35 protein-coding genes and 1 pseudogene are annotated in these 25,169 nt (G+C 43.9%); 32 read left to right on the top strand and 4 right to left on the bottom strand.

Annotated elements, in window-relative coordinates:
• The first annotated feature begins 38 nt into the window (after positions 1-38).
• From MHB84_RS04975 to MHB84_RS04925, 11 genes are all read left to right on the top strand, one after another.
• Complete coding sequence (locus tag MHB84_RS04975; protein WP_076290066.1) at positions 39-1,163, top strand: ABC transporter permease; 1,125 nt, start codon at positions 39-41, stop codon at positions 1,161-1,163.
• Entirely contained in the window at positions 1,160-1,837 is a 678-nt protein-coding gene (locus tag MHB84_RS04970; RefSeq protein WP_076290065.1) for an ABC transporter ATP-binding protein, read from the top strand. The genes MHB84_RS04975 and MHB84_RS04970 overlap by 4 nt, the downstream gene beginning before the upstream one ends.
• Before the next feature lie 168 nt (positions 1,838-2,005).
• A complete protein-coding gene (locus tag MHB84_RS04965; protein WP_076290064.1) occupies positions 2,006-2,548 on the top strand; it encodes an NUDIX hydrolase in 543 nt (180 codons plus the stop codon).
• A gap of 95 nt (positions 2,549-2,643) precedes the next feature.
• Positions 2,644-3,147, top strand: coding sequence for a DUF4275 family protein (locus tag MHB84_RS04960; RefSeq protein WP_083678963.1), 504 nt, complete (start codon positions 2,644-2,646; stop codon positions 3,145-3,147).
• Positions 3,148-3,228: 81 nt separating this feature from the next.
• A complete protein-coding gene (locus MHB84_RS04955; RefSeq protein ID WP_076290063.1) occupies positions 3,229-4,263 on the top strand; it encodes an alpha/beta fold hydrolase in 1,035 nt (344 codons plus the stop codon).
• Positions 4,264-4,340: 77 nt separating this feature from the next.
• On the top strand, positions 4,341-4,784 hold the full coding sequence (locus MHB84_RS04950) for a GNAT family N-acetyltransferase (protein ID WP_231952635.1): 444 nt from the start codon (positions 4,341-4,343) through the stop codon (positions 4,782-4,784).
• 55 nt (positions 4,785-4,839) lie between these two features.
• On the top strand, positions 4,840-5,358 hold the full coding sequence (locus MHB84_RS04945) for a GNAT family N-acetyltransferase (RefSeq protein WP_083678962.1): 519 nt from the start codon (positions 4,840-4,842) through the stop codon (positions 5,356-5,358).
• A gap of 82 nt (positions 5,359-5,440) precedes the next feature.
• On the top strand, positions 5,441-6,448 hold the full coding sequence (locus MHB84_RS04940) for an aminoglycoside phosphotransferase family protein (protein ID WP_076290062.1): 1,008 nt from the start codon (positions 5,441-5,443) through the stop codon (positions 6,446-6,448).
• Between the two features lie 58 nt (positions 6,449-6,506).
• Positions 6,507-6,800, top strand: a complete 294-nt coding sequence (locus MHB84_RS04935; protein WP_076290061.1) for an RNA polymerase alpha subunit C-terminal domain-containing protein — start codon at positions 6,507-6,509, stop codon at positions 6,798-6,800.
• A 146-nt stretch (positions 6,801-6,946) separates the two neighbouring features.
• Positions 6,947-7,453, top strand: a complete 507-nt coding sequence (locus MHB84_RS04930) for a DUF2569 domain-containing protein (protein ID WP_076290060.1) — start codon at positions 6,947-6,949, stop codon at positions 7,451-7,453.
• A 78-nt stretch (positions 7,454-7,531) separates the two neighbouring features.
• On the top strand, positions 7,532-8,146 hold the full coding sequence (locus MHB84_RS04925) for a histidine phosphatase family protein (RefSeq protein WP_076290059.1): 615 nt from the start codon (positions 7,532-7,534) through the stop codon (positions 8,144-8,146).
• A gap of 100 nt (positions 8,147-8,246) precedes the next feature.
• Here MHB84_RS04925 and MHB84_RS04920 read toward each other — a convergent pair whose 3' ends face one another.
• The gene (locus MHB84_RS04920) at positions 8,247-8,693 is read right to left on the bottom strand and encodes a GNAT family N-acetyltransferase (protein WP_076290058.1); all 447 of its coding nucleotides are present in this window, start codon (positions 8,691-8,693) and stop codon (positions 8,247-8,249) included.
• Between the two features lie 279 nt (positions 8,694-8,972).
• On the opposite strand from MHB84_RS04920, the gene MHB84_RS04915 reads away from it, so the two are divergent.
• From MHB84_RS04915 to MHB84_RS04885, 7 genes are all read left to right on the top strand, one after another.
• On the top strand, positions 8,973-9,629 hold the full coding sequence (locus tag MHB84_RS04915; protein WP_076290057.1) for a pyridoxine/pyridoxamine 5'-phosphate oxidase: 657 nt from the start codon (positions 8,973-8,975) through the stop codon (positions 9,627-9,629).
• 21 nt (positions 9,630-9,650) lie between these two features.
• Positions 9,651-9,959, top strand: a complete 309-nt coding sequence (locus tag MHB84_RS04910) for a hypothetical protein (RefSeq protein WP_076290056.1) — start codon at positions 9,651-9,653, stop codon at positions 9,957-9,959.
• A 68-nt stretch (positions 9,960-10,027) separates the two neighbouring features.
• Positions 10,028-10,597, top strand: coding sequence for a GNAT family N-acetyltransferase (locus tag MHB84_RS04905; RefSeq protein ID WP_076290055.1), 570 nt, complete (start codon positions 10,028-10,030; stop codon positions 10,595-10,597).
• Positions 10,598-10,629: 32 nt separating this feature from the next.
• Positions 10,630-11,256 (top strand): hypothetical protein, encoded by a 627-nt coding sequence (locus MHB84_RS04900; RefSeq protein WP_143764746.1) that lies wholly within the window; start codon positions 10,630-10,632, stop codon positions 11,254-11,256.
• A gap of 124 nt (positions 11,257-11,380) precedes the next feature.
• Positions 11,381-12,349 (top strand): radical SAM protein, encoded by a 969-nt coding sequence (locus MHB84_RS04895; RefSeq protein ID WP_076290053.1) that lies wholly within the window; start codon positions 11,381-11,383, stop codon positions 12,347-12,349.
• Positions 12,350-12,553: 204 nt separating this feature from the next.
• Complete coding sequence (locus tag MHB84_RS04890) at positions 12,554-13,540, top strand: phosphodiester glycosidase family protein (RefSeq protein ID WP_083678960.1); 987 nt, start codon at positions 12,554-12,556, stop codon at positions 13,538-13,540.
• A 2-nt stretch (positions 13,541-13,542) separates the two neighbouring features.
• Positions 13,543-14,556 carry a bifunctional glycosyltransferase family 2/GtrA family protein gene (locus MHB84_RS04885; protein WP_076290052.1) on the top strand — a complete coding sequence of 338 codons (1,014 nt, stop codon included), beginning with the start codon at positions 13,543-13,545 and terminating at the stop codon, positions 14,554-14,556.
• A 142-nt stretch (positions 14,557-14,698) separates the two neighbouring features.
• On the opposite strand, the gene MHB84_RS04880 is transcribed toward MHB84_RS04885, so the two are convergent.
• From MHB84_RS04880 to MHB84_RS04870, 3 genes are read right to left on the bottom strand one after another with little or no spacing between them, the layout of a single operon-like run.
• Positions 14,699-16,156 (bottom strand): PTS transporter subunit EIIC, encoded by a 1,458-nt coding sequence (locus MHB84_RS04880; RefSeq protein ID WP_076290051.1) that lies wholly within the window; start codon positions 16,154-16,156, stop codon positions 14,699-14,701.
• 30 nt (positions 16,157-16,186) lie between these two features.
• On the bottom strand, positions 16,187-16,693 hold the full coding sequence (locus tag MHB84_RS04875) for a PTS sugar transporter subunit IIA (RefSeq protein WP_063564075.1): 507 nt from the start codon (positions 16,691-16,693) through the stop codon (positions 16,187-16,189).
• Positions 16,690-17,574: a PRD domain-containing protein gene (locus tag MHB84_RS04870; protein ID WP_256716846.1), complete on the bottom strand. Its 885-nt coding sequence runs from the start codon at positions 17,572-17,574 to the stop codon at positions 16,690-16,692. Before MHB84_RS04870 ends, MHB84_RS04875 begins: the two co-directional genes overlap by 4 nt.
• A 278-nt stretch (positions 17,575-17,852) precedes the next feature.
• Between MHB84_RS04870 and MHB84_RS31340 the strand changes: the two are divergent.
• From MHB84_RS31340 to MHB84_RS04800, 14 genes and pseudogenes are all read left to right on the top strand, one after another.
• Positions 17,853-18,008, top strand: a pseudogene (locus MHB84_RS31340) (IS1380 family transposase); the annotation flags it as partial.
• A gap of 116 nt (positions 18,009-18,124) precedes the next feature.
• The gene (locus MHB84_RS04860) at positions 18,125-18,553 is read left to right on the top strand and encodes a VOC family protein (protein ID WP_076290050.1); all 429 of its coding nucleotides are present in this window, start codon (positions 18,125-18,127) and stop codon (positions 18,551-18,553) included.
• Positions 18,554-18,573: 20 nt separating this feature from the next.
• Positions 18,574-18,900 carry a DUF962 domain-containing protein gene (locus MHB84_RS04855; protein ID WP_076290049.1) on the top strand — a complete coding sequence of 109 codons (327 nt, stop codon included), beginning with the start codon at positions 18,574-18,576 and terminating at the stop codon, positions 18,898-18,900.
• Positions 18,901-18,939: 39 nt separating this feature from the next.
• Positions 18,940-19,653: an AAA family ATPase gene (locus MHB84_RS04850; protein WP_063564078.1), complete on the top strand. Its 714-nt coding sequence runs from the start codon at positions 18,940-18,942 to the stop codon at positions 19,651-19,653.
• Between the two features lie 35 nt (positions 19,654-19,688).
• Positions 19,689-20,174 carry a DinB family protein gene (locus tag MHB84_RS04845; RefSeq protein ID WP_076290048.1) on the top strand — a complete coding sequence of 162 codons (486 nt, stop codon included), beginning with the start codon at positions 19,689-19,691 and terminating at the stop codon, positions 20,172-20,174.
• Positions 20,171-20,659: a cysteine hydrolase family protein gene (locus MHB84_RS04840; RefSeq protein WP_076290047.1), complete on the top strand. Its 489-nt coding sequence runs from the start codon at positions 20,171-20,173 to the stop codon at positions 20,657-20,659. The genes MHB84_RS04845 and MHB84_RS04840 overlap by 4 nt, the downstream gene beginning before the upstream one ends.
• A 205-nt stretch (positions 20,660-20,864) precedes the next feature.
• Positions 20,865-21,380, top strand: coding sequence for a GNAT family N-acetyltransferase (locus tag MHB84_RS04835; RefSeq protein WP_076290046.1), 516 nt, complete (start codon positions 20,865-20,867; stop codon positions 21,378-21,380).
• A 115-nt stretch (positions 21,381-21,495) separates the two neighbouring features.
• Positions 21,496-21,822 (top strand): hypothetical protein, encoded by a 327-nt coding sequence (locus MHB84_RS04830; protein ID WP_341143005.1) that lies wholly within the window; start codon positions 21,496-21,498, stop codon positions 21,820-21,822.
• A gap of 81 nt (positions 21,823-21,903) precedes the next feature.
• Positions 21,904-22,365, top strand: coding sequence for an NUDIX domain-containing protein (locus MHB84_RS04825; RefSeq protein ID WP_076290044.1), 462 nt, complete (start codon positions 21,904-21,906; stop codon positions 22,363-22,365).
• Between the two features lie 97 nt (positions 22,366-22,462).
• Positions 22,463-23,143 carry a zinc dependent phospholipase C family protein gene (locus MHB84_RS04820; protein WP_076290043.1) on the top strand — a complete coding sequence of 227 codons (681 nt, stop codon included), beginning with the start codon at positions 22,463-22,465 and terminating at the stop codon, positions 23,141-23,143.
• Positions 23,115-23,423 (top strand): hypothetical protein, encoded by a 309-nt coding sequence (locus MHB84_RS04815; RefSeq protein WP_076290042.1) that lies wholly within the window; start codon positions 23,115-23,117, stop codon positions 23,421-23,423. The genes MHB84_RS04820 and MHB84_RS04815 overlap by 29 nt, the downstream gene beginning before the upstream one ends.
• Before the next feature lie 66 nt (positions 23,424-23,489).
• On the top strand, positions 23,490-23,972 hold the full coding sequence (locus tag MHB84_RS04810; protein WP_076290041.1) for a GNAT family N-acetyltransferase: 483 nt from the start codon (positions 23,490-23,492) through the stop codon (positions 23,970-23,972).
• A gap of 40 nt (positions 23,973-24,012) precedes the next feature.
• Complete coding sequence (locus MHB84_RS04805; protein ID WP_076290040.1) at positions 24,013-24,516, top strand: DUF4188 domain-containing protein; 504 nt, start codon at positions 24,013-24,015, stop codon at positions 24,514-24,516.
• A gap of 50 nt (positions 24,517-24,566) precedes the next feature.
• Positions 24,567-25,082 (top strand): hypothetical protein, encoded by a 516-nt coding sequence (locus MHB84_RS04800; RefSeq protein ID WP_341143004.1) that lies wholly within the window; start codon positions 24,567-24,569, stop codon positions 25,080-25,082.
• Positions 25,083-25,169 lie beyond the last annotated feature (87 nt).

The raw sequence follows: 25,169 nt of genomic DNA, 5'->3' as shown, positions 1-25,169 counted from the left end.
CCTCCTATACTTGGGTTATCAAGAGGAGGTCAGAGAATATGTACTTGGCTATTAGAGAGATGAGGTTTGCCAAAGGGCGGTATGCGTTAATTGCTACAATTATGGTGCTTGTATCATTTCTGGTTTTGTTTGTCACAGGTCTGGCACAGGGGCTTGCGTATGACAACGCGGCATCCATCAAAAATATGGCAGCAACCCATTTTGTTCTGGAGCAGGATTCAAATCATCGTTTTACCCGCTCTCAGGTGAATCAGGATCAGCTGGAACAGACACGCTCCGTTGTGGGGCAAGAGAATGCTGAACCGCTGGGTGTAAAAATGACAACAGTCAGTCCAGCTGGCGATACAAAGAAGATTGATGTAACGCTATTCATGGTGAACCCGGAAGGCTGGCTGGCTCCAACCGTAACCGAAGGCTCTACAATTACGAATCTGAAAGACGGGCAGGTTGTAGTGGATCAAAAACTGTCTGAATCTGGAGTGACGATTGGAACGGAACTGGTTGATCAAGCCTCGGGAACGAAGTGGACCGTAGGTGGATTTGTGGAAAATGAGTCCTTCAGTCACTCACCGGTTGTGTTCTTAAACGAGCAGGAATGGCTCGCTATTCAAGAAGGTTCTCGTACTTCGCAAGGAACAGCAAACTCTAATGCTCCGGTATACAATGCGATTGCCGTTAAGGATGCAGGCGAGAAGGTGGATAACCTTAGTACCGCTTTGCCGAATACAGAGGTAATTACGAAGTCCGATGCGGTATCGGCCATTCCTGGATACAAGGAAGAACAGGGCTCGCTGCTCATGATGATTGCCTTTTTATTTGTCATCTCGGCGTTTGTGCTTGCGGTATTCTTCTACGTCATCACGATTCAGAAAACGAGTCAATTCGGTATTTTGAAAGCTATTGGGACTCGAAATTCATATCTGGCGGGCAGTGTTTCATTGCAAGTATTGCTTCTGTCCATCGGCAGTCTGGTGATCAGTGTGCTGTTGGTTCAGCTATTTGAATCGATCTTGCCAGCTTCAATGCCGTTTCAATTAAGCTTGTCCACCCTGGCACTAACCTGTGTGTTATTCGTGGTGATGTCAATGGCAGGTTCGTTATTCTCGGTGTGGAAGGTTACCAAAATTGATGCGCTTGATGCGATTGGGAGGACAGCAGCATGAGAAACCGACTGGTATTGCAGGGAATTACACAGACATTCGAAGATGGCGGGGTCAAACGGACGATATTGGATAAATTGGATCTTAAGGTGGCCGAAGGAGAGCTCGTCGCGGTCATGGGGCCTTCTGGCTCAGGCAAAAGTACATTTCTGTCCATCGCGGGTGCACTGCTTGAACCGACGGAAGGACAGGTTATGCTGGATGGCGCAACGATTATGGGCAAAAACAAACAGGACATTTCCGATGTACGGCTTCAGCAGCTCGGGTTTATTTTTCAAAGTGCCAACCTCATTCCGTATCTGAAAGTGGAAGAACAACTGATGGTGATCGCCAAGCTCGCTGGAACGGACAAAAACAAAGCAGAGAAGCGGGTCGATGAGTTGCTGGATACGGTAGGCTTATCGCATCGACGTAAGGCATATGCCGAGAAGCTTTCTGGCGGAGAACGCCAGCGGGTTGCCATTGCCAGAGCTTTGATGAATGATCCAGCCGTCCTGCTCGCGGACGAACCGACAGCCAGTCTGGATGCGGAACGTGGACTGGATATTGTGAGCATGATTGCACGGCTCGTGAAGGAGCAGGGTAAGAGTGCAGTCATGGTTACGCATGATGAGCGGATTTTGCCGCTATGTGATCGGGTTCTCTTTTTGGAAAACGGGAAACTGGTACACCATTAGTGGTCAGAGTGAATAGTATAGACATTCTTTAGTTCAACTGAAATAACAATAGAAGGTCCATGGATTCCCGATGGGAAAAGTGGCCTTCTTTTTTCTTTTTTGATCTATAATGAGAGATAGAACTTATAATGGAAGATTTATTTTACATAGAGAGGATCGGATAGAAAAATGAAGACTTTGGATCGGGAACAGTTCCCGGCGCTCAGCACATCGATTCACTGGGGAATTGTTAAAGCGGAGTTTAGATTGAATGACATCGTGGATGAAACGCTGGTAAGCAATGTGAGCATTATCCCGTTTGTGGGGGAACGAGTGGTTGTTTTTCAGATCGATAACGGAAAATGGGAGCTGCCCGGAGGAACGTTGGAGGTAGGAGAGAAGTATATGGATGGACTGCAACGTGAAGTGATGGAGGAGCTCGGAGCCAAGTTGGTCACGTATCAGGTGTTTGGACAATTTCATTGCATGTCGAGTGCACCTGAGCCGTATAGACCGCATATTCCACATCCTCATTTTGTGAGAATTATTGGCTATGGAGAAGTTGAGCTGGTCGGTAAACCATTGAATCCGGCAGATGGGGAACAGGTAATTGCTGTAGAGGTTGTGGAGATTGGTGAAGCGATTAAGAGATTTGAAGAACAGAATAGATATGACATTGCGGAAATGTACCAATTAGCCTATTTGCTTCGAGAAGAAGCAAACGGTGAGTAACTGGAATGCTAGTGTATTCTAAATCTTAAATCTTAAATCTTAAATCTTAAATCTTAAATCTTAAATCTTAAATCCAATAAACTTCGGAGGTTATGATGATTAGAGATGAAATTAATGAGTTGCTGGATGCTCTACCGGACCATGAACTGAATGTGTTGTACTCGCGAATCGAGCTTGTGCACCGCAAATATATGTATAACAAAAATTTGGAGGACAAGGGGGTCCTTGTGACTGAATTGTGCGAGGAATCCGAAGCAGTTATACACAAATGGGATGACACATTTGCCAAGAACATCAGTGAAGAAGTAAAAGAGGGCATCTATTATAGCCAGTACAAGTGGCATATGTTCAGTTATGAGAAACAGGATTGCCTAACAGACGATGCAGCGCGAGATGCTTTCAATGCCGAAAATAAAAACGAATTGTATGTCATGTATCAACATACACCATTCATACAGGTATTTCAGAATGCGAATAACGTCATCGCAGAAGATTTTGATTCGGAACAGGATATTTATATTTTTGACCAAGCGTTCACGTGGACGTATGTACATACCCATGAATCCATGTGCGGACCGTATTTTTATAAAGTGAAGTAACAAGGAGCAGTAAGGAGTAACAAGTGAGGAGTTTGGAGTCAGCTTATTAAACAAACGAATATGTGCCGGAGGAGCTAGCTGATGCTTAAGAGGTCGAATAAAATATTCAGACGCGCCATGCTTAGTATTCTTTTACTCGTAATAATCGCTCTGATCTTTCCCACATGGACCCCTGGGATCAAGGGAGAGAATAGTATCAGCACGTTAGGACAGGTCGAGATCAATGGTGCAGGTCATGAGGTTATGATTCGCGGGACAGATCGGAACAATCCTATCCTTCTTTTTGTGCATGGTGGTCCTGGTTGCTCCGAGATTCCTTATGTAAGGAAGTATCAGCAGGAGCTTGAGCAACATTTTACTATTGTGCATTATGATCAACGTGGAAGTGGAAAGTCATATCATTTCATGGAGGATTATTCGGATGTGACTTCAGATGTGCTTGTAGATGATTTGCTGGCATTAACGGATTACGTCACTGCCGAACTGGGGCAAAGAAAGGTTACGCTGGTCGGTCATTCATTTGGTACATACATAGGGACAAAATCGGCGGCCAAAGCACCTGAAAAATTCGTTGCTTATATAGGTATTGGACAAGTAGCTGATACTGTGCAGAGTGAGTTGGATAGTTTGGAATATACGATCACACAAGCGAAAAAAGCCGACAGTATAGCTGATGCGGAAAGTCTGGAACGTCTTCGGGGTCCGATTGAGCGAGGCGAGAAATACACACCAAGAAAGTTGGTTCGCAAATACGGCGGTGCGGCTAGGCTTATTGATGACAACAGGGACTATATGCTCGGCTTTCTTTTGGGAACCGAATATAATGCACTGGATGTGATTCGCTATTCGATGGGAGTGCAGGCTACACAAGAAATTCTCCTGAAGGAGGGGTCCGCCAACCATTTGCCAGACATTGTAGATCAGCTGGAGATACCGACTTATTTTGTTATGGGAAAGTATGATTATATGACGTCTGTGGATGCGGCAAGGGATTATTTCGATGAGCTTGGAGCATCCGAAAAAGATTTTGTTGTATTTGAAGAATCGGCTCATTACCCACAGTTCGAGGAGAAAGAACGATTTGCAGCGTGGTTGATGGGGGTATTAAACTTTTGAATAAGCGAGGGATCTTGATGGAGCAAATTAATACTAAACTCATAACTAGACTTGCGTTACCGGAGGAAGCTTCCATTGTGTTGAACCTATGGCAGGAGTCTGCCCGATGGCTGAACTCCAAAGAGATATTTCAATGGCGTCCTGAGTATTTCAATTTGGAACAAGTAAATGAATTCATGACGGATGGATCTGACGTATATCTTGCTGAAATAAATCATGAAATCGTAGGGACGTATACCTTAACGTGGTCAGATCCCCTGATTTGGGAAGAGCTCGACAACACCAATTCCGGATACATACACCGATTTGCAGTGAATAGAGATTTTAAAGGGCAAAATATAGGCCTGCTCCTTCTAAAATCAGCAGAAGAGAACATTAGGCAAAAAGGTAAAACCTTGATCAGGCTGGATTGCATGGCAGATAACCTGAGACTTAATCAATACTATAAAGACTATGGATTCCAATACATCCGCAGAATGAAGCAGGGGAACTGGAGTGCCAGTCTGTATGAAAAACAATGATGGTATCTCTATCGACTTCGTTAAGCTCGTAAGTGTATAAAAAGGGGGACTATTCATGCTTTTATCCTATCATCCAATGAAAATAGTTGATGCAGAAAAAATCGCTACCTGGAAGTACGAACATGAATATGCGATGTACAGTTTCTCTGAATCCAATGAAGATATTCAAGAATTGATGAATGGGGAGTACTTTTCAGTCATGGATGAATGGGAGAGGGTAGTGGGATTTATTTGTTGTGGGGAATCAGCACGTGTACCGGGAGGAACCTCAATCGGACTGTATCAAGAAGAAGGATATCTGGATATAGGCCTTGGATTAGATCCAGATCTGACAGGGCAAAAGATAGGATCGGTATTCCTTAAACAAAGTTTAGCATTCTTGCAAAACCAATTTAATAGTTCTCATTTTCGACTGGTGGTTGCCACATTCAACGAACGAGCAATTAAAGTATATGAGCGGGCAGGCTTTAAAAGAGATAAGGAGTTTTATAGCAAAGTGCATGACGAGGACATGTTATTTATCAGTATGAAACTGGAAATGCCCTGCTACTCTGTTCGAAAAGCATGGGTATGAGCAATGTGCGATGTTTAAAGGCGTGGGATATAAATTTGATCGCAGATTGGATATTGGTAGTTTCCAAAAGGTGTTGTAACGTATGAATAATATTCAATATAATCTAAAATTCGAAAAACTCGTCGCTGAATTAGAACTTGGTGAGTTGAACAGTAAGCCCAAGGCAATCTCGGGTGGGCTTTTACATCGCATGTATGCCATTGAAACTACACATGCCAAATATGCTGTGAAAGCACTGAATCCTCAAATTATGAGTAGACCTACAGCTATGCAGAATTATATCCAATCCGAAAAAATAGCAAACGTGGCAGCAAATTTTATCCAAGCTCAACCTGCCAAAGTGATAAACGGTTCTTCAATGCAGATCTTAGATCATCAATGTTATCTTATATTTGACTGGATCGATGGTAAAAGTCTGGAGCTTCATGAAGTAACCGAAACCCATTGTGAGCATATGGGCATGATTCTTGTGGAGATTCATAAAACTGATTTTTCACAGCTTCATATTCCTGACCTTCAGTTGGATGATTCCAAAGAAACCGATTGGAATGATTATTTAAACAAAGGGCAGACAGAAAATTCGGATTGGACAATCTTATTAGCTGATAACATTCAAAAGCTCTATGAGTGGAGTGCTCAGGCAAAAAATGCATCAGTAATACTGGCTTCAGATGCAGTTATTAGCCATAGAGATCTTGAACCTAAGAACGTGATGTGGCAGCAGGAAAACCCCATCATTATTGATTGGGAATCAGCGGGTTATATCAATCCGATGCATGATCTGGTGGAAACAGCGATGTATTGGTCGGTGGATCAGACCGGAAACGTGGGCAAAGAAAGGTTCTTGGCTTTTATAAATGGATATCGGTCTCGAGTGGGGAATTTAAACGCCAATTGGAGAAGGGTTCTCGAAAATGGTTTTTCCGGGAAATTGGATTGGCTCGAATACAGTCTGAAACGCTCTTTGTGGATTGAATGCACAGACGGTGAAGAGCAACAGTTGGGAACATCACAAGTTACATGGACTATAGAGGCTTTAAAACAATACGAGGATATGATCTCCGATGTTGAGAACTGGTTGAGTAGCTAAATCCGAGATACGAGATAATTGTTATCCCATAAACATAAAACGGAAAGGTGTGAACTGCATGGTAAACGCAAAAGGAACACTAAGAACATGCGAACAAGGGCATTCCTATTACAAAAGTAGCGATTGTCCGACCTGTCCAGTCTGTGAGAAGGAACGGAAACCGAAAGAAGGATTTCTTTCATTGCTGTCTGCACCCGCCAGACGTGCGCTGGAGAATCAGGGGATTACGACGTTGCAGCTACTCTCGCAATACTCCGAAAAAAAGATTCTGAAGCTGCACGGGATCGGGCCTTCTGCAATGCCAAAACTTCGACAAGCACTTGAAGAAGAGGGATTATCTTTTAAAGTGTAACCCTCTTTTGTTGGTCAATGGCTTTAATTGGAGAAATTGGTATCGTATCTCTTCCTCGCATTGTATAATAATGCAGTTGTGTAAAAGTTTACACGAGAAAGAGGAGTCATCTCAGAATAACAAAACAGAATAGGAGGTGTTATTTAGTGGAACCACAAATTGAAGAAAAGAAGGTTGATTATCGACCTTTGGGTATATCAGGACTTGGGGGATGGTTGATTCTCGTCCATATTGGACTTTATCTCACCATCATTATGCTTGTTGTGCAATTATTTCAATACCTTGTACCTTCAATGACGAGAGAGACTTGGGAGCTCTTAACTTCCAAACAATCTGACTATTATCACGCATGGTGGGGCCCGGTTCTCATTTTTGAAACGGTATATAATGTGCTATTTTTAGTATTTAGCGTATATACGCTGATTACGTTTTATAGAAAGAAATCGATATTCCCTCGTCTTATGATTATGTTTTACAGTGTCAGTCTAGCCGTGGGCATTATTGATTATCTGTTATTACTTCAGATTCCTATGGCGGTAGAACTTGAGGATGGAAGTTCGTTAAAAGGGATAGGCAGGTCGGTACTCACCTGTGCCATATGGATTCCTTATTTTATCAAATCAGTTCGAGTTCACAATACGTTTGTCAGATAAAAACATAAGCCCCGACCTAAGATGGAAGATCTAGGGCCGGGGTTTGTTATAAGGGTTTCAAATAGAGGAGGAGATATCTTGAAAATTTTCTTAGTAAGGCACGGGATGGATGAGGAGGGTTATAGAGGTGGCTGGAGTCAGCGAGGGCTCATTGAGGAAGGTATTAATCAATCGGCGAGGCTCGGAGATTACCTGTACCATCATTCAGAGCAATATAAGATAAACACAGTGATTAGCAGTGATCTTCCGCGTGCAGTACAGACTGCTAAAGAGCTTGAAAAAAGACTGTACATAAAGGGGCTTTATCTGAAAGACTGGAGAGAAATGCACAACGGACATTTGGCTGGAATGCCAAATAAGGAAGCAGAAGTGAAATATGCAGGAGTTTATTTTAACACTCTTGGCATGGACACTCCGTTTCCAGGAGGAGAAAGTCCTCGGAATTTTTATAACAGAATATGTACATCCTTTCGGGATTTATGCCGAAGTATAGAGGAGAAACAGATCAAATCGAATGTTCTACTGGTCACGCACGGCGGAGTAATCAACATCCTTTATTATCTCTTAGGAAACCAAAATTGGACCAATACATCGGTGTTTCATTCTATTGGGAATACCAGTGTTCATACGCTTGAAAAAGGAGTAAATGGTTGGGAGTTTAGCAGCATGAATATGATGAGTCATCTAGGTTAGAAAAGGGAGTATATAAAAGCAGCAATTTTCACAACAATTAATTCTTTTTCAGTCATAATAAAGACTGCCGACAGGTGCCGTCAGTCTTTATATATATTATTTAGTTTATCTGAAGCAGACGCACTATTTCACCATCTATTACTTCTTCACTAGTTTTTATAAACCCTAAAGATTCATACAACTTTCCCGCAATTAGATTGTCTGGTCGGTGTCCAATCATGATTCTTGTGTTATTTGAAATACGCATAAGCTGAATCAAAGTTTTCATTGCTGCCTTGCCATAACCTTTTCCTTGATGCTTCTCGTCAATCATTATGGCAGTAATCCAGTAGTTATCATCCTTGTCTGGGTTCGCACAGAATACGAGAAAACCGACTAAAACCTCTTCCGAGTAAATAGCACGTAATTCAAAATCATCAACATATTTAGATTCAGCAATCCAATAAACGACAGGTGCAGCAAAGATATTAAGCTGTTCTGGCTTAACTTTAAGCTGGGTACATTCATACCAATTTTCATTAGACACTGGCTTTAATACAACTACCATTCGGAGTTCCTCCCAAATTTTACTTTGCAGAGGAATTTATCCTCTGCACTTACTTCGGATCCTTCCTAAAAATCATTGCAACATGGTTATTCTTCATACCACATCACTCCTTTCGAAATGAAAAAACTCTAATGTAGGTTATTTGCTATTTTGTTTAATATATCCTTCTTTTATCAGTGAAAATAGATTGAACATATCAATCATTTCGAAACAAATAGTTGAGAAAATGGCCTACTACGCTACAATGGAATGAAATGGAAGTATAAGGAGGTTGCAGATATGATTAATAAACCAAGTGATTTGTTGCGTGAGTTGAAGTCCTTGTCTGGACCTTTTCCGACTTGGGATACCGAACAGTTACCGGATCGACCAGGGGATCTTTTTCTGGAATGGCTGAGACTGGCTATAGATTACGGGGTGAAAGAACCTCATGCGATGACGATTTCGACAGTGGATTCGAATGGTTTTCCAGATGCACGAGTATTGATAATGAAAGACGTAGTTGACGAAGCTTTTTATTTTGCATCTGGCTCGGAGAGTCGAAAAGGACAGCAGCTGGAGAACAATCCGCATGTGGCACTGACCTTTTACTGGCCTACATTGGGCAGACAGATCCGCATAAGGGGAGAAGCCGTGGATATGGGCGAGGAAGCAGGTGCAGCTGATTTTCGGAAAAGATCGGCAGGTGCGCGCGCAGTTGCGATGACAGGACGACAGAGTCAGGAGCTGGAGAGTGAGGAAGAATTGGAACGCGCCATTGCCGCTCAGAAAGAGCGGATCAGCCGGGATTCTGATGTCATTACACCGAATTGGAGACTGTACGCCGTGAACGCAAAGGAAGTTGAGTTCTGGCAGGGAGACCCGGAGCGAAAGCATGTGCGAATCCAATATGTTCTGCAACATGGGCAATGGAAGCAACGGCGATTATGGCCGTGATTTGATAAAGGGGGGAATTGTGTGAGTCGTAGAACTACAGGGACACTGCTGCTGGTCATAGCGGCATTTCTATACGGTGTTCGATATTTGAGTGCTGCCATTTTTGGTTCTGGTGTGGCTTCGTGGAATTCGGAATTGTTTCAGGAGATGCTGAATTATGTGGGAACCGCTCCGCAAAGTTGGAGTATAGCTGCTTTAATCCTGGGTTTGTTCTATTTAGTATGGGCGGAATATGAAGCAACCAGCTCCAAAACCAAAGAAAGTCTCAAGCGTTTTGTGAGTTATGAATCTGTAGATCAAGAAGCGGAAAGCCAGAACAAAACAGATTAACTGGATAGTGTGATTCCTTATCAATAACGGTTGTTAAACTAATTTGAATAACCCGGGGAGGCATACATATGAAGTCCATTGAAAGTTATTTTGACCCATTTCCGGTATTGGAAACAAAACGATTGCTCCTTAGGCCCATTACCTATACTGATCTGGATGAGATGTACCGTTATTGCGCGGTTGCTGCTGTATCGGAGTACACAACTTGGGACGCACATCAGAGCAAGGAGGATACGAAAGCCTTTATTGATTTTGTCATGAGTCGATATGAGGTGGATAAGCTGGGGCCATGGGGGATTGAGGATAAACAAACGAAGAAGTTGATTGGCAGCTGCAATTATTTAGGATGCGACAGCAACAGTATGAGGGTGGAATTAGGTTATGTGTTATCCAATGAGTACTGGGGCCAAGGAATCATGACGGAAGCGGTTAGCCGAATCATTCAATTTGGATTTGAAGACATCGGCTTGGAACGAATTCAGGCTAAATGTCTGGTGGGTAACATCGGCTCCGCAAAGGTCATGGAAAAGACAGGCATGAAATTCGAAGGGCTTTTACGGAGTTATATGAAAATTAAAAACGAAATGCAGGATTTGAATTTGTATGCGATGACCAGAGAAGATTTTCAATCGTTATAACCTGCTGAACATGTTTGAAAGGAATGTTAATGTTGACCAAAGGAATACTATTTGTTGTCCTTTTTATGACTCTTTTAAGTAACTCTGAAGTATCCGATAGTCTGTCCGAAGTCTCTAATCTGTCTCCTGCGCCTACGATATTTACAGAAGAAGAATTTAAAGTGCAGAATAAAGCAAAGAATATCACCATTCAAATCGGAGATACTCGAGCAGAGGTTGAGCAGCAGTTGGGGAAACACGTGGATTATTATTATCATACGAATGTTTACCAGTATAAAGGGATGTGGATTCATTACAAAGAAGGAATTGTGGATGGAATCGTGATCGATGATGCGGCTGCAAATTCCAAAAAATATAAAACGCCAAGTGGCATAGGTTATGGCAGTACAATTCAAGAGGTAATCCAGCAATACGGAAAGAAAGCCTTTATTGATTCTAATCAAAGAAAAGTACGCTCAATTACGTATCTCATGGAGAGAGATAAACAAGGCAACTACAGTGTAATAACGTCATTTGATAAATTCGTACTTGAAGGTGGCTATGAAAATTTGATGATTCTATCCATGGTGATCGATCAGCAAAGTCGTGTGTCATTCTTGATGATTGCAGACTATGAATTTGCATATCATCCTGAGCATAGATGGACTGAAACTCAATAAAATGGCTGGGGGTACTCTGTTTTTAACATCCCAACGTACACAATGTCATATCGTGCATCTACCGAGATCCGCTATAATCTCCAAGTTGAAAAAACATGGATAAGGAATCGGGAGGTGCATTGAATTGACAGCGAAAAACAAATATAAATCACTTGAACTTGAAACACCTGGCGTATATGAACTGGAAGGACTGGAGGTCGGCGTGACCTCCAATTGCAATTACAAATGCGACTATTGCTGCGCCTACAATCGGGACGATGGGCAATGCATCAGCGGTCAGGAGGTTATCCGAATCATCCGTGAGCTTCCGCGGCTCAAGCGGGTGCGTTTGTCCGGGGGAGAGGTGACTCTGAAATATCAGGATTGCCTGGAGATTGTGACGTATTGTGGGGAACATGGCATCGACACGCAATTAAATACCAATGCCAGCCTGCTAACGGAAGAACGAATTCATGCTTTGCGGGATGCAGGCTTGTCCAATATTCATATATCTTTTAACTATACAGACCGGGAGGCTTATGCAGCCTATTACCGTGTACATCCGCGCATGTATGAGCGATTGGAGCATAACATTCGTCTTTGTACTGAAGCGGGGCTGGAAACTGTGCTTGAAACGCTGTTATTCGAAGGAACCCAAGCGAACATGCAAGCTATTAGCGATAAAGTCTATGAACTGGGTGTGCGCATCCATGAGATTCAGAACAGCATCGTGATGCCACACAGTAGATGGAGCAAGATTGCCTCCAAGGAGTCCCTCATCCAGTCCGTAAATGATCTGATCAAGCACAAGAAAGAAGATACGACATTATATTTTACCTGTATGGATCGTTTCGCGGAGCAATTGGGGTTACGAGAACAACCGGGTGTGTATTTCTCCAATTGTGTGGATGGGACGAAGCAGCTGCATTTACACGGTAATGGGGATATTCTCATCTGTGAGTTATGCCAACCAGTCGTGATCGGCAATATCTACGAGGGTACGTCTTTGAAGGATATTTATACCAAGCAACCACAAGCATTAATGGATTATCTAGAAAAGCAGCCCTGCCCTGCATACGATGCTCTTTTTGCCGGTGAACAGTCACGTTTATAGAAAGTTGTTTAGCATCGTACTTGTCCCTATTTGGGGTACATATATAGATTGAGATCCATCATTATCACTTATATGGAAGGTTGTCTGTTTTCCTCTCGGGGGAAAGGATGACCTTCTTTTTTTGCGTTCAGCCTGTTTCAGATTCATTTAAGCTAGCCCGCCTATGATGAGCCATAAGAACTTAGATGAAGAGGTGAACTTCACATGATGAAGATCTATCCAAAAACCAACGAGAACGACCCATATAAAAATGCAAAACCAAGGCGCAAATGGCTGATGATTATCCTTGTTATTGTTCTGGGCCTTGGTACCGTGATATACAGCCTGGCAGATCGCTACTTAATCCGGCATGTACAGGTTGTTGTAGCGGATGACAATACATCAGTAACCAGCACCTCTAATGATACTTCAACCCCGACGACTGAAGTAAATGCAACGTCAGATGAATGGAACTATTCCAGCGATGATATGCAGGTCAAAATCGACAAGGTGCAGACGGGGTCCGGCTCAGATCAGATTACGTATTACGTCGCAGATGTACAGCTGACAGATGCGAGCAGCCTGCGCTCGGCTCTGGCAGATAACAGCTTTGGCACGAATATTACCGAAAACACTTCAGAGATAGCATTGGCCAACAATGCCATCTTTGCTATCAATGGTGACTATTACGGCTTCCGTGATGATGGCGTAATTATCCGAAATGGTACGGTATATCGGGATGATCCGGTGCGTGATGCGATGGCATTGTTCAGTGATGGCACGATGAAGACATATAACGAGACGGAAGTATCCTCATCGGAATTGCTGGCTGAAGGTGCGACCAATACGCTATCTTTTGGACCAATTCTGATTCAGGACGGTGAGATTGTAAGTGACTTCAGCAGTGTGAAAATCGATAACAACTTTGGCAACCGGTCGATCCAGGATGCCAATCCGAGAACTGCAATCGGCATGATCGCCCCGAATCATTATGTATTTGTTGTGGTTGACGGACGGCAGGATGACAGCCGTGGCATGACGCTGGCAGAGCTTGCCGATGTCATGAAAGGTCTTGGAGCAACGGAAGCCTACAATCTGGACGGCGGCGGTTCATCCACAATGTATTTCATGGGTCGGGTTGTTAATAATCCGCTGGGGAGAAACCAGGAACGCGGCGTAAGTGACATCCTTTATCTGAAAGAGGGACAATGATCATGACTATATTAATTCCATCATACGAACCGGATGTTCGTTTATTGAATCTCGTGTTGCAGTTGCAGACGTTTCAGTTGGGACCCATTGTCATTGTAGATGATGGCAGCGGACCAGGTTACAGGGGGATTTTCGAGACGGCAGAAGCCTATGGGTGTACTGTCTTGACACATACGGTTAATCTGGGCAAGGGACGTGCACTCAAGGCAGGATTTCAATATATTAAGGAACATGGCCCACAGGGCGGCATTGTGTGCGCAGACAGTGACGGACAGCATCTACCGCATGATATCAAACGTATCTTTGATGTACTATTGGAGCAAACGAATCCGGGGATTGTACTGGGTAGCCGTCGGTTCAGTGGAACCATTCCAGCGCGTAGTCGTTTTGGCAACACGGTCACACGAGGTGTCTTTTCTCTCACGACAGGTACGAAAGTATACGATACACAGACAGGCCTGCGAGGTTTTCCGTACTCGATGCTGGACTGGCTGTGCCAGATACCGGGGGAAAGATTTGAATATGAAATGAACATGCTGCTAACAGCACATAAAGAAGGGTATGAGATTACAGAGGAGTTTATTGATACGGTCTATCTGGATCATAACAAATCTTCTCATTTTCGCCCATTGGTAGATTCATTCCGCATTTATATGCCGATTCTGATGTTCAGTACGTCTTCGGTGTTATCGGCCTTGATCGATTTTGGCTTACTGTTCGTGATCCAGTATTTCACGCATAATCTGTTCCTATCGGTCGTTGCAGCGAGACTGTGCAGCTCCATCTTCAACTATACGATCAATCGGAAATATGTATTTTCAGCTGGAAAAACGTCCAGAGTCCGTCAGTCTTTACCGAAGTACTTCTCACTTGTCATTCTGGTGCTGTTATTAAATTATGGATTGTTGTACTTCTACAATGAAAAATTGATTATCCCGCTGATTGCAGCCAAGCTGTTAACAGAGGTATCGATCTTTGTGTTCAGCTATTGGGCGCAGCGCAGATTTGTATATTAACTTTGTATATTAAAACTCATAGACCAAAAGAAGACACGGCCACTCAAAAGAAGATCATGCGCTTCTTGGTAATAAAAAAGGTCGAGAACAGGGTAAAGCATACCCCTGTTCTCGACCTTTTGAACTCAAAGGAGGACGAGCGTTACATCAGTTTCTTAATCTCATCCTTCAGAATTTCGGACTGGGTGCCGAAGATGACCTGCACAGCTCCGCCACCAAGCCTCATGATGCCGGAAGCGCCAAGTTGTTTGAGCGCCTGGTCGTTGACGGCTTTGTCGTCTTTAACAACAAGACGGAGGCGAGTGATGCAAGCATCGATGCTCTCGATATTATCTGTTCCACCGATCTCGGCGAGCACTTTGCCAGCCTTGGTGTCGCCAGACGCCGCTGCCACGGCGGAAGCATGAGTGGGGCCATCGGCATCATAAGCGTCATCCTCGCGTCCCGGCGTTTTCAGGTTGAACTTGAGAATCATGAACCGGAACAGGAAATAATAGACGACCGCAAATGCGAGTCCGACTGGAATCATGAGCAGCGGATTGGTCGACAGCTTCATGTTCACGAGGTAATCAATCAGACCTGCGGAGAAGGCGAAGCCCAGCTTAACATCCAGCAGGTACATGATCAGGGCCGCTACACCGGTAAGAATAGCGTGCACCACATACAGCAGAGGCGCCGCGAACATGAAGGAGAACTCGAGCGGTTCGGTAATACCCGTTAAGAACGAAGCCACCGCTGCGCCGATAAAGATCGAAGCGACCATTTTGCGCTTTTCAGGCCTGGCTGTATGAATCAAGGCAAGCGCCGCCGCCGGAAGAGCGAACATCATAATCGGGAAGAATCCAGACATGAACATGCCTGCCGTAGGGTCTCCGTTGAAGAAGCGGGTTAGGTCCCCGTGCACGACTTCCCCGGCTGCATTGGTATAATCCCCGATCTGGAACCAGGCGATGGAGTTGAGAACATGATGCAGACCGAGCGGGATGAGCAGGCGGTTGGCGATCATGAACACCATGGAGCCAAAGCCGCCAAAGCCTACAATCCAGGCGCCGAAAGCGCCGATGGCATCCTGAATCGGGCTCCAGATCATGCCGATCAGGATGGCCAACACCAGCATGGAGCCGGCGGTGACCATCGGCACAAAGCGTTTGCCGGAGAAGAAGCCGAGCCAGTCAGGAAGCTTGATATTGTGGTATTTATTATACATATAGGCTGCAAGCAGTCCGGCAAATATCCCGCCCAAAACGCCCGTATCCAGCTTGACATCGTCAGGAATATAACCGAATACACCTGGGACGGCTCCCAGAATCCGGATTAGCACCATATAAGCGATCAGGGCGGAAAGAGCGGCGACCGCATCCCCCGCAAGTCCGATTGCCACCCCGATGGCGAAGATGAGCGCAAGGTTGCCAAAGATCGCCCCCGCTCCCTCATTCATGAATGGAACGACATACTGATTGAGAAATCCCCCTATCACGGGTCCAAGCGGAATGTCCTTTTCATAATTAAGAAGACCCAAGCCTTGAAGAATACCTGCTGCAGGCAGGGTTGCTACAGGAAGCATCAGGGATTTCCCTAGCTTTTGCAATGCTTTCAGCATATTGTTCTTCCTTTCTTTTTTAGATTCATGTTATTTGGGCAAGCTGACTTTCATGATAGTTCCCAAGCCCGCTTCTACGTTGCCATACGTCGGGTGTGACTCCCACGGCTGTTCTGCCGCATTCGCAACGATGACAGGGGTGATGACCGGATAACCAGCCGAAACGATAGCATTCAGGTCAAATTCGATCAGGGTCTGACCGACAGCGACCTGATCCCCGGTCTGCACTTGGGGTGTGAAGCCCTGTCCTTTCAGACTGACAGTATTCATACCGATATGCAGCAGCAGCTGTAGCCCAGAAGCATGCTCAATCATTACGGCATGATGCGATTTAATCAGGTGCACCACAGTGCCGTCGATAGGTGCGACCAGCCTGCCCTCCTGGGGAATCACTGCAACTCCTGGACCCATTAGTCCTTGCGCGAACGCTTCGTCAGGCACTTCTTCCAAACTGACGCAGGTTCCGGTGAGTGGGGAGACGACGGATATTGTCTCAGATGTTTTGGCAGATTTATTGTTTTTCCATTTCCAGATCATTGTGTGTTATCCTCTCTGTTGTTGGTTTTGGCTTGGGTTTGAAAAAGCCGGTATAAATGCATGGCGAGAAAAGCCGTTTCTTCCTCGGGTACCTCTGTACCCAAATCCTCGGCCATTACAGCACTTAGCTTTCTGGCCAGCTGGTATTCGGACGGATATTCATTTTTCACATATTGTGCGAAGGTGGGGGCCGTCATCGGCTCCTGATACAGGCGTTCCATGGAGAAGCGCAGGTGTATCAGGAGTCTTGCCTGGCTGAGGCTGCCCTGCTCAAAGCGAACGCCACCCTGCTCTTCAATAATGGACTGAAGCTTGCTGATCACATTGGATACCTTAACCAACTGTCCGACAGGGACGTGATTCACGGAGGAGTACACATGGTATGTCAGGAACCCGGCCTCATCCTCCGGTACCTCTACGCCAAATGCCTCTCCGATCATGGCCGCCGCTTCCGAGGCGATTTCGAATTCTTTCGGAAAACTGAGCTTTGTCTCCGTGAGGAAAGGATTCAGAATCTCCATCCCGTTGCGGATACGATATAAGGTGAACTGAATATGACTTGGAAGAGCAAGGTAGATCTTGTCATTCAGCTTGCCAGGAAACTGATTAGCGATGAGACGGATAATCTGATCAGAGATGTCGATGACATTGGGGTCCAAGTCCTTCATCAACTCCTGCGCCTGCCCCCACTCCTCCCGGTCCTCCAGCCGGAACCTTTTCTCAATCCGCGGATCATCGGACTGAATGGTGCTTTCCACCTTGAACGCAAATCCCAACCCTTTGCCGATCAGTACGTACTCCTTGGTATTCTGGTGCGACCGGGCCAGAACAATATTGCTGCCGACGACCCGCTCCACCTGCAGCATCATTCCTTTACTCACGGTTCACCGCCTCCTCGTTTCTAAAGTTAACGCTTCCAGGTCTCCGGAACGCAAAAAGAGCCAAGAAGCGAGTATAGTCTCATGTTCGCTTCTTGGCTCATGCCCTCTGGGGTGGTAACACGCCAATTCATTTTATGTTTTTATGCAGAACGTTCTTCCTACATAATATAGAAGCTGATCTGCCGCCGTCAACCATAATTTTGTCATCCGTTTGTTCGTCGTTTAATATAGGGGATGTGTAAATGAAAAGCTACCTTCGCCATGAAAGACTGATGCGGGGAAGCAACTGCGTCTATTCGGCTTCGATGCTCATGGATTATCTGACGGACTGCGCGCTTCTCGGGCACACCCGCTTTTAGCATATGAACGCTTTGCAATCCGATCCAGACTATCAGAGGGTCAACGAAATCAAGCGATTCCCGGACGAAAGCACGTGACGAACGGCCTCAATCCCCGCTATCAAGGTCGTCCTTGGTACAAGGTGTGGCAGGAACGGGAGAACTCATCCACATTCCGAATTCATGTTAAAAAGATATGGGAGGAATAATTTATGGTTCCACAACGAGTGAGTCTGGTCACCATTGGTGCAATGCATCTGCCTGAGCTGCGTTCGTTCTATCAGAAGCTTGGGTGGAGTGAGACCGCAATCAGTTCAGATCAATACAGTGTTTTTGAAACAACAGGTGTATTGCTATCGTTATATCCCATTCAGGAGCTGGAGAAAGATACGGGGATGATATTCAGTGTATATGATGGGTTGAAAGGAACGCTGCTGGCCATCAATGTGGATCAAGCGGAAGACGTTGACGATACCATTGTGAATATCCGCGCTGCCGGAGGCAAGGTAATCAGAGAGCCATATGACGCTGCCTGGGGCGGGAGAATCGCTTATTTCCTGGACCCGGAGAATAACTGCTGGGAAGTCACTTGGAATCCAACCGCCGTATTTGATGAAAAAGGAGCCATGATCACATTTTAGGGTGAAATGAGTGTGACCGGATGTTGAATCGTGTTCGCAGAGATTTGCGTTATTATCTTCAGGAACATCAGGATCGGAACAACCTCATCTTGCATTATTTCGCATTTTTATCGGCGTTTGCGGCTTGGATTTTCTTGTTTATAAATTTTAAAGTCATGCTGGTTCTGGCACTTATCCATTACGCCCTTTCCTGGATTGGGCACTTCTATTTCGAAGGCAACAAACCGGCGGCATTCCGATATCCGCATATCGGTTTTTATGCCGGGTTCACCTGGTTTTTTATCAGGACCATTGAGATCATCACCCGCAAAGAAATCATCCATCCGTGGATCAATAAACAGGACTGAAACCACAGGAGTCGAACTTTATAAAATAGGAGTGTGTCTATGTATCTTCGAAGTGTGGAGTTACTGTCTGCTAAAGTCGAGAATCCGGATCAATATCCGTTTCACATACCGTCCATACAGTCTCTGGAGCGATTGGAATTCAACAATAACATTACTTTCTTTGTTGGTGAGAATGGATCGGGTAAGTCCACACTGCTCGAAGGTATCGCTCATCAATGTGGATTTAACACAGCAGGGGGCGGGAAAAATAATGCATTTGAGATTGATGCTGCTGAATCATCATTAGGTGACTATTTGCGGCTATCCTGGTTGCCCAAAATCACGAATGGTTTCTTCATGCGCTCGGAGTCCTTTTATCAATTTGCATCGCATGTAGATGAATTGGGGCCGGAGTCGCTCAAGTATTATGGTGGGCGTTCGTTGCATGAACAATCCCACGGGGAGTCTTTTCTCAATCTGTTCGTGAACCGATTCAATTCCAAAGGCATTTATCTGCTCGATGAGCCCGAAGCCGCCTTATCGCCAGCCCGTCAACTCTCCTTATTGCGCATTCTTCATGATCTATCAGGCACTTCCCAATTCATTATCGCGACGCATTCGCCGATTCTATTGGGTTATCCGGGTGCACGCATTTTGAGTTTTGACGATGGTGGTATTCAGGACGTAGAGTATGAAGATACAGAACATTATCAGATCACCCGTAGTTTCCTGGAAAATCGCAACCGGATGCTGAATGAGTTGTTCAAGGACTAATTGTTTTTTATTTTGAAAGGAGACAGGAGCCGAACATGAGTATCAAATTGGTGCTGTTGGACCAACTCGCTGCCTGTCATCATGACAAGAGCTGGTTTGTGCCGCTGGATGAGATGTTACGTGATGTAACCGCTACGCAGGCCTTATCGCTGAATGATGAGGGGCAATCCATCTGGAGGTTGGTGAATCATCTGACTTTCTGGAATGAAACTTGGTTGGATCGGTTCATTAAGGGTGAAGTGGTTATGGACAATAGCATAGATAATGATGAGACGTTTATTATTAACCCATCCCAGGTAAGTGAAGAAGATTGGCAGAAAAGCATTGCACACGTTGGTGCAACATTTAGTCGCTGGATACAGGCTGTAGAGGAATGTGATGATGCAAAATTAGGGATGACCATTCCATCGTACTTCAATGCCCCATGGTGGAATGTCATATCCAATCTGTGTATTCATAATGCGTATCATATTGGACAGATCATGATGCTGAGAAAGAAAGTAAGAGGAGAGATGATATGAAAATAGGTTTACTGATCGTGGATATGCAAGAGAGTATTGTACGAGATAAGTTAGATCAAAAAGCTATAGACCGCGCTTGTGAATATATCAATCATGTTGCAGACGTGCTTCGTTCGAGCGGTCATGTGGTCGTTCATGTACAAGACGTGGAAGGGATGGAGAATTCAAATTCTGAGGCGTATCGTATTATTTCTGAGGTTGATGTGACTGAGAAGGATCTGACAGTGACGAAGGAGAGTTCCAATGCATTCTGGCAAACAGACTTGGAGCAGATTCTGAAGAGTCACGGTGTTGAGCTGTTGATCATTTCGGGATTTGCCGCCGAAGAATGTGTTTTGTTTACCTATAATGGCGCGATGGAGCGAGGATTTAGACCGGTCATGTTGCAAAATGGGATTCTAAGTACGCATTCCGAAGCGGTGATTTCAACCTATAGAGAACGGAATGTGATTTCTTATCCTGTAGTTAATTATCTAATCAAATAAGTGAGATTACTCATGGACGCGACGATGTCGTGTCCGTTTTTGGTTGCACATAACCTTTTATGATGGGAAGGATTCTTCATCGTTTAAATTAAACTTTACCTATATTTACTGGAGTTGAAGCGATACATTTAAGTGGTAAGCAGGGGCGTGATATGCAACTAAAGATGGGGAATTGTGGTTTATTAATAAAGTGAGGTGTAATGACATGAATGTACAGATCACCAGAATCGATAAAAGTCAGAAAGAATTATTTTTAAACTTATACAACCTTTATCTGTATGATCTTTCCGAATTCTCGGGGGAGGATTTGCTAGAAGAGGGGAAATTCGATCCAACGAATACCTATCTCTATCTGGAACGGGCGGAATTACATCCGTTTTTTATCCAATATGATGGAAAAGTAATCGGATTTGTGCTGGTTTGCTCTCCTCCTTATGTAGATGATGATGTCGATTATACGGTACAAGAGCTGTTTCTGGTCAAAAAGTATCGTGGACAAGGATTGGCAGCTCAAGCGGTTGATCTGGTGTTTGCACAATTTCAGTGCAGATTCAAAGTGGAGCAATTGGCTAATAACCAATCGGCTGTTTCATTCTGGAAAAAATACTATGAACAACATCACATTGAATATGTAGAGTCGGAGTATAGCATTGAAATTGAAAACATCGCTGGAAGCCATCGGATTCTGTCTCAAACCTTTGGACGTGCAAGAATGGACTAGATTTATGTAATTGTAGCTAGGAAGGATGATTAATTTGTTTGTTATAGTAGCTTCAAAAGGCAGGTTCAAGTGGATTTCAGGAATATTTCAAGCAGAAGAGGTAGCGATACATTACATGGAACAAATCCCCGAAGAGTTGAAAGAATACCAAAATTTAATTCAAGTAGAGGACATGAAATATCCTTTTTATATTATGGAGAGACAAGGGGATTTTCAGTTTCTAACTAAAGATGAAGTGATTGTACTTTTCAATAATACGGACATGTCAGAAGATGAAGATGAGGTGCACTTCAATATCTACACGATCCACTCAGATTACAGACCGAAGAAGCCGGGCACAGACTATATGGGCGTACTTCATCATGATCATGTGACCAATGAATTTATTGAGAAGTACAAAGAAGAAGGAACTGAGATTCTGGTCAAAAAAAGGATCTTTTAGTTTCGAATTTACCAATACATGGTTATAATGAATGAAAGATTCACTAGAGGGGAAGCGAGCCATTAGAGAGGAGAATGATGAATGACAAGCCGCATTGTGGTTACGGGCGGAGCTATTATTCGTGATCATATGGGTAGAATACTGCTGCAAAAACGATCAGATTATGGTGATTGGGGATTACCTGGTGGTGGTATGGAGCCCGGTGAGAGTATTGAAGAAACTATGATTAGAGAAGTAAAAGAAGAAACGGGGCTTGACGTCAGTTCATATGAACTGGCATCCATCTACACAGGTGAGAAAATGAAATATACATATCCGGATGGCAACGAGGTTGTATTTGTAATGTTCCTGTTCAACGTCACCGCGGAGTTGGATGGGAAACTTGATGATGATCAAACAACCCTTTTATTTAAAGATAAACAGAATGAATCGCTAGAGCTTGTTTTTAAAAGTCTAGATGAAATTGATATTTCCACAATCAACAAGGTACAGAAGCCTGTATTGGTAGATTTGATGCAAGGGGAACTCACAATTCTGCGTTAAGCCCTAGAGGATATAAAGAAGATCTGCAGAGGGAATAGGACAATATATTTCAAGAGTAAATATAAATCGCTATTTTAATAGAGATAGGAGCATTATTATGCCTTGGCCCATGGTTCATTTTGCAATCGCATCGGAATTATTATCTGATCCAACCCCTGAATTTATAGTGGGCAGTCTTGCCCCTGACTCCATTCATGTGAGAACGAATGAAAGAGCCGAAAAGGCAAAAACTCATCTTATGCCAGAGGCAGGACGTTTCGCAACAGACGAAGAGCTCAGGGCATTTTTCAATTCAAACAAGAAACGTGCGCAGAGTGAGCCTATGTTCATGCAATATTTGTGCGGTTACATTTCTCATGTATATACGGATCGGGTTTGGACCTTCGAGATTTATCCCGCATTTGAGGAACATGCCAATGGAAGAAGTATTTATACGGAGGAAGTTACGAAGCTGGAATTTATAATTTTGAGAAAAGGGTCTGATGGCCATGATTTGTTGAATAAGCTGGAAGCAGGTAAAGCTTTTGATTTAGGTGGATTGCTGGAGCAAGAGGTGTACCAGTATAGAAAAGAAAAAGTAGACTTTTTGAATAACCTTGAACATGAGCCCTTAGATGATTTGAACATTATATCTATGGAAGCTATAGAAGAGTTTATACAAACAACGGCCCAGAGACTTAGACAATTGTTTGCAAAGTGGGAGGTGTTTGAAGATTTATGCTGCATTGCTAGAGCAAGGAGTGATATTTATGAAGGTATACAAGAAACAAATCCGTAAAATGGTGATAAAAGATATTTTGTTCCTGTACGTTGTAGACGAGCAAGCACAAGACATTATAATTCGTATATTTTCGAATACGTATAAATCTACATTCGTGGAGTTTGTTGTCCCTTGGGAAGATACGTGGGATATATTTGTCTATGAACCCAAGCTGATATCTAATCTCATCCAACATGCATTAGAACAAGGATGGGACTGCCACCAGAAAAATAATCGGATGAAATTCGTCAACGCAACAAGTATCATAAGGGTGTTAATGGCAAAGAAAGAAGCTTGATGATGGGCATGGTTATACCATCTGATTCACTAAAGACCTTAATAAGGAAAGTGGGAGGTATTCTAAATGGAAAAACGGATTAGCCTCGCCCCATATAATGAGAAGTACAATCAAGAGTTGGCTAATTTTTCGTTAAGTGATGAACAGGTTCAGTTTACTGCAATGCCTGCGGAAGTGATGGAGGAGGCATTCCAAAATCCGAACAAATATCCGGTAGTGATTTTAAATGATGAGACTCCAGTTGGTTTCTTCATATTACATAAAAATTCTGAATACGTAGAGGAAAGTGATACTTCCCGTACGATACTGGTACGTGCGTTATCCATTACGTTAGAACATCAGGGGAACGGGTATGCACTCACTGCCATGAGGGAACTGCCTAAACTGGTTAAGCAGCTTGATCCAAAAGTCGATGAAATTATTTTAGCTGTGAATGAGGGGAATATTGCAGCACAAAAGCTGTATTTAAAAGCAGGTTTTCTGGATATGGGCGAGCGGAAAATGGGCATCAATGGTCTTCAACTAATTTTGCAATATAGAATGGTGTAGGGGATGAAGTACGGCAAACAGGATGAAAAGGAGGAGTAATGTGGCAAACATACACAAGGGAAGATATTCAGCTGAGATCGAAGGCGAGTTTGTTGTTTTTATTATTGGAATGAGAGTTAATCGCTTGTGGGCCATACATAAGTGGTTACCTGTTTTTAAATCCATGGGCCCGATGATTAAAGAACTGTATATGAACCCAGATACCGGGTTTCTGGGGACGGAATTTTTTATGAGCTGGCGTGGAGTGACTCTGCTGCAATATTGGAGATCTTATGATGAATTGGAGAAATACGCACGCGGTGGCCTGCACTTGGAGGCTTGGAAACGATTTAACCAATCCGTTGGATCGGATGGAAGCGTGGGGATTTATCATGAAACGTACAAAGCTCAATCCGGTTCATATGAGACCATATATGCAAATATGCCCAAATTTGGATTGGCTAAAGTGTCTAACCATGTTCCGGCGACAGGCAGGAAAGAAACGTCCAGACGTAGAATGGGTGGAGAGAGTGATCCGGCAGTAGAAACACCAAAGAATCCTTAACATATGATTAGTGAAGTTCGAATGTACAATCATCGCAAGTAGAGAGGAGCATGTTATTGAAAGTTAATGTCAAACCAGAAGATTTGGGTTCTGAGCAGCTTAGCTGGCTATGTGTCCAACCGATGTTGATCTCCGTTCGTGGTAAAGATGTTGCAGCAAAGGTAGAGGTATATCGGCAATTACATGAAGGACAACAAGCGATATTTTTGTTCTATTCCTATCATAACCATACCAAGAGCTTGGCGGAGTTTTATTGGTTTTCGGCGTACAACATTATCGACATGAAGAGCTGGAATGGAATTAAAAGCGGGATGCGCTATTTTAACCAAGATGAAATGGTAACTCTCCTGGACGACATTGAGCGTTTGATTACAGATGAAAATAAAGATGGAGACACGTGGCGTGAGGTTCTGCCCACGGATTTGGAGAAAGACCCGATCCTGCTGCAAAGAACGGAAGAACTATACGTTAAATATCGAGCCGCGGCTCAGGAAGCTATTTTACACATGAATGAAATAATTCGGCAAAATCAGGAGATGTATCTGGAGAACAGTTCGGTAACCTGATTCCAGATGACAGTCTGAAAGAGAGACACGGAGGGCTACTCTTGAATGAGTAGTCCTTTTTAACGTGTCTATACGCTGAAAAATAAG

Origin of the sequence: Paenibacillus sp. FSL F4-0087 (assembly GCF_038020215.1) — a bacterium.
Taxonomy (GTDB): Bacteria; Bacillota; Bacilli; order Paenibacillales; family Paenibacillaceae; genus Paenibacillus; species Paenibacillus taichungensis.
The sequence above is the reverse complement of the archived record's forward strand: the minus strand, read 5'-3'. Positions and strand labels throughout refer to the sequence as shown.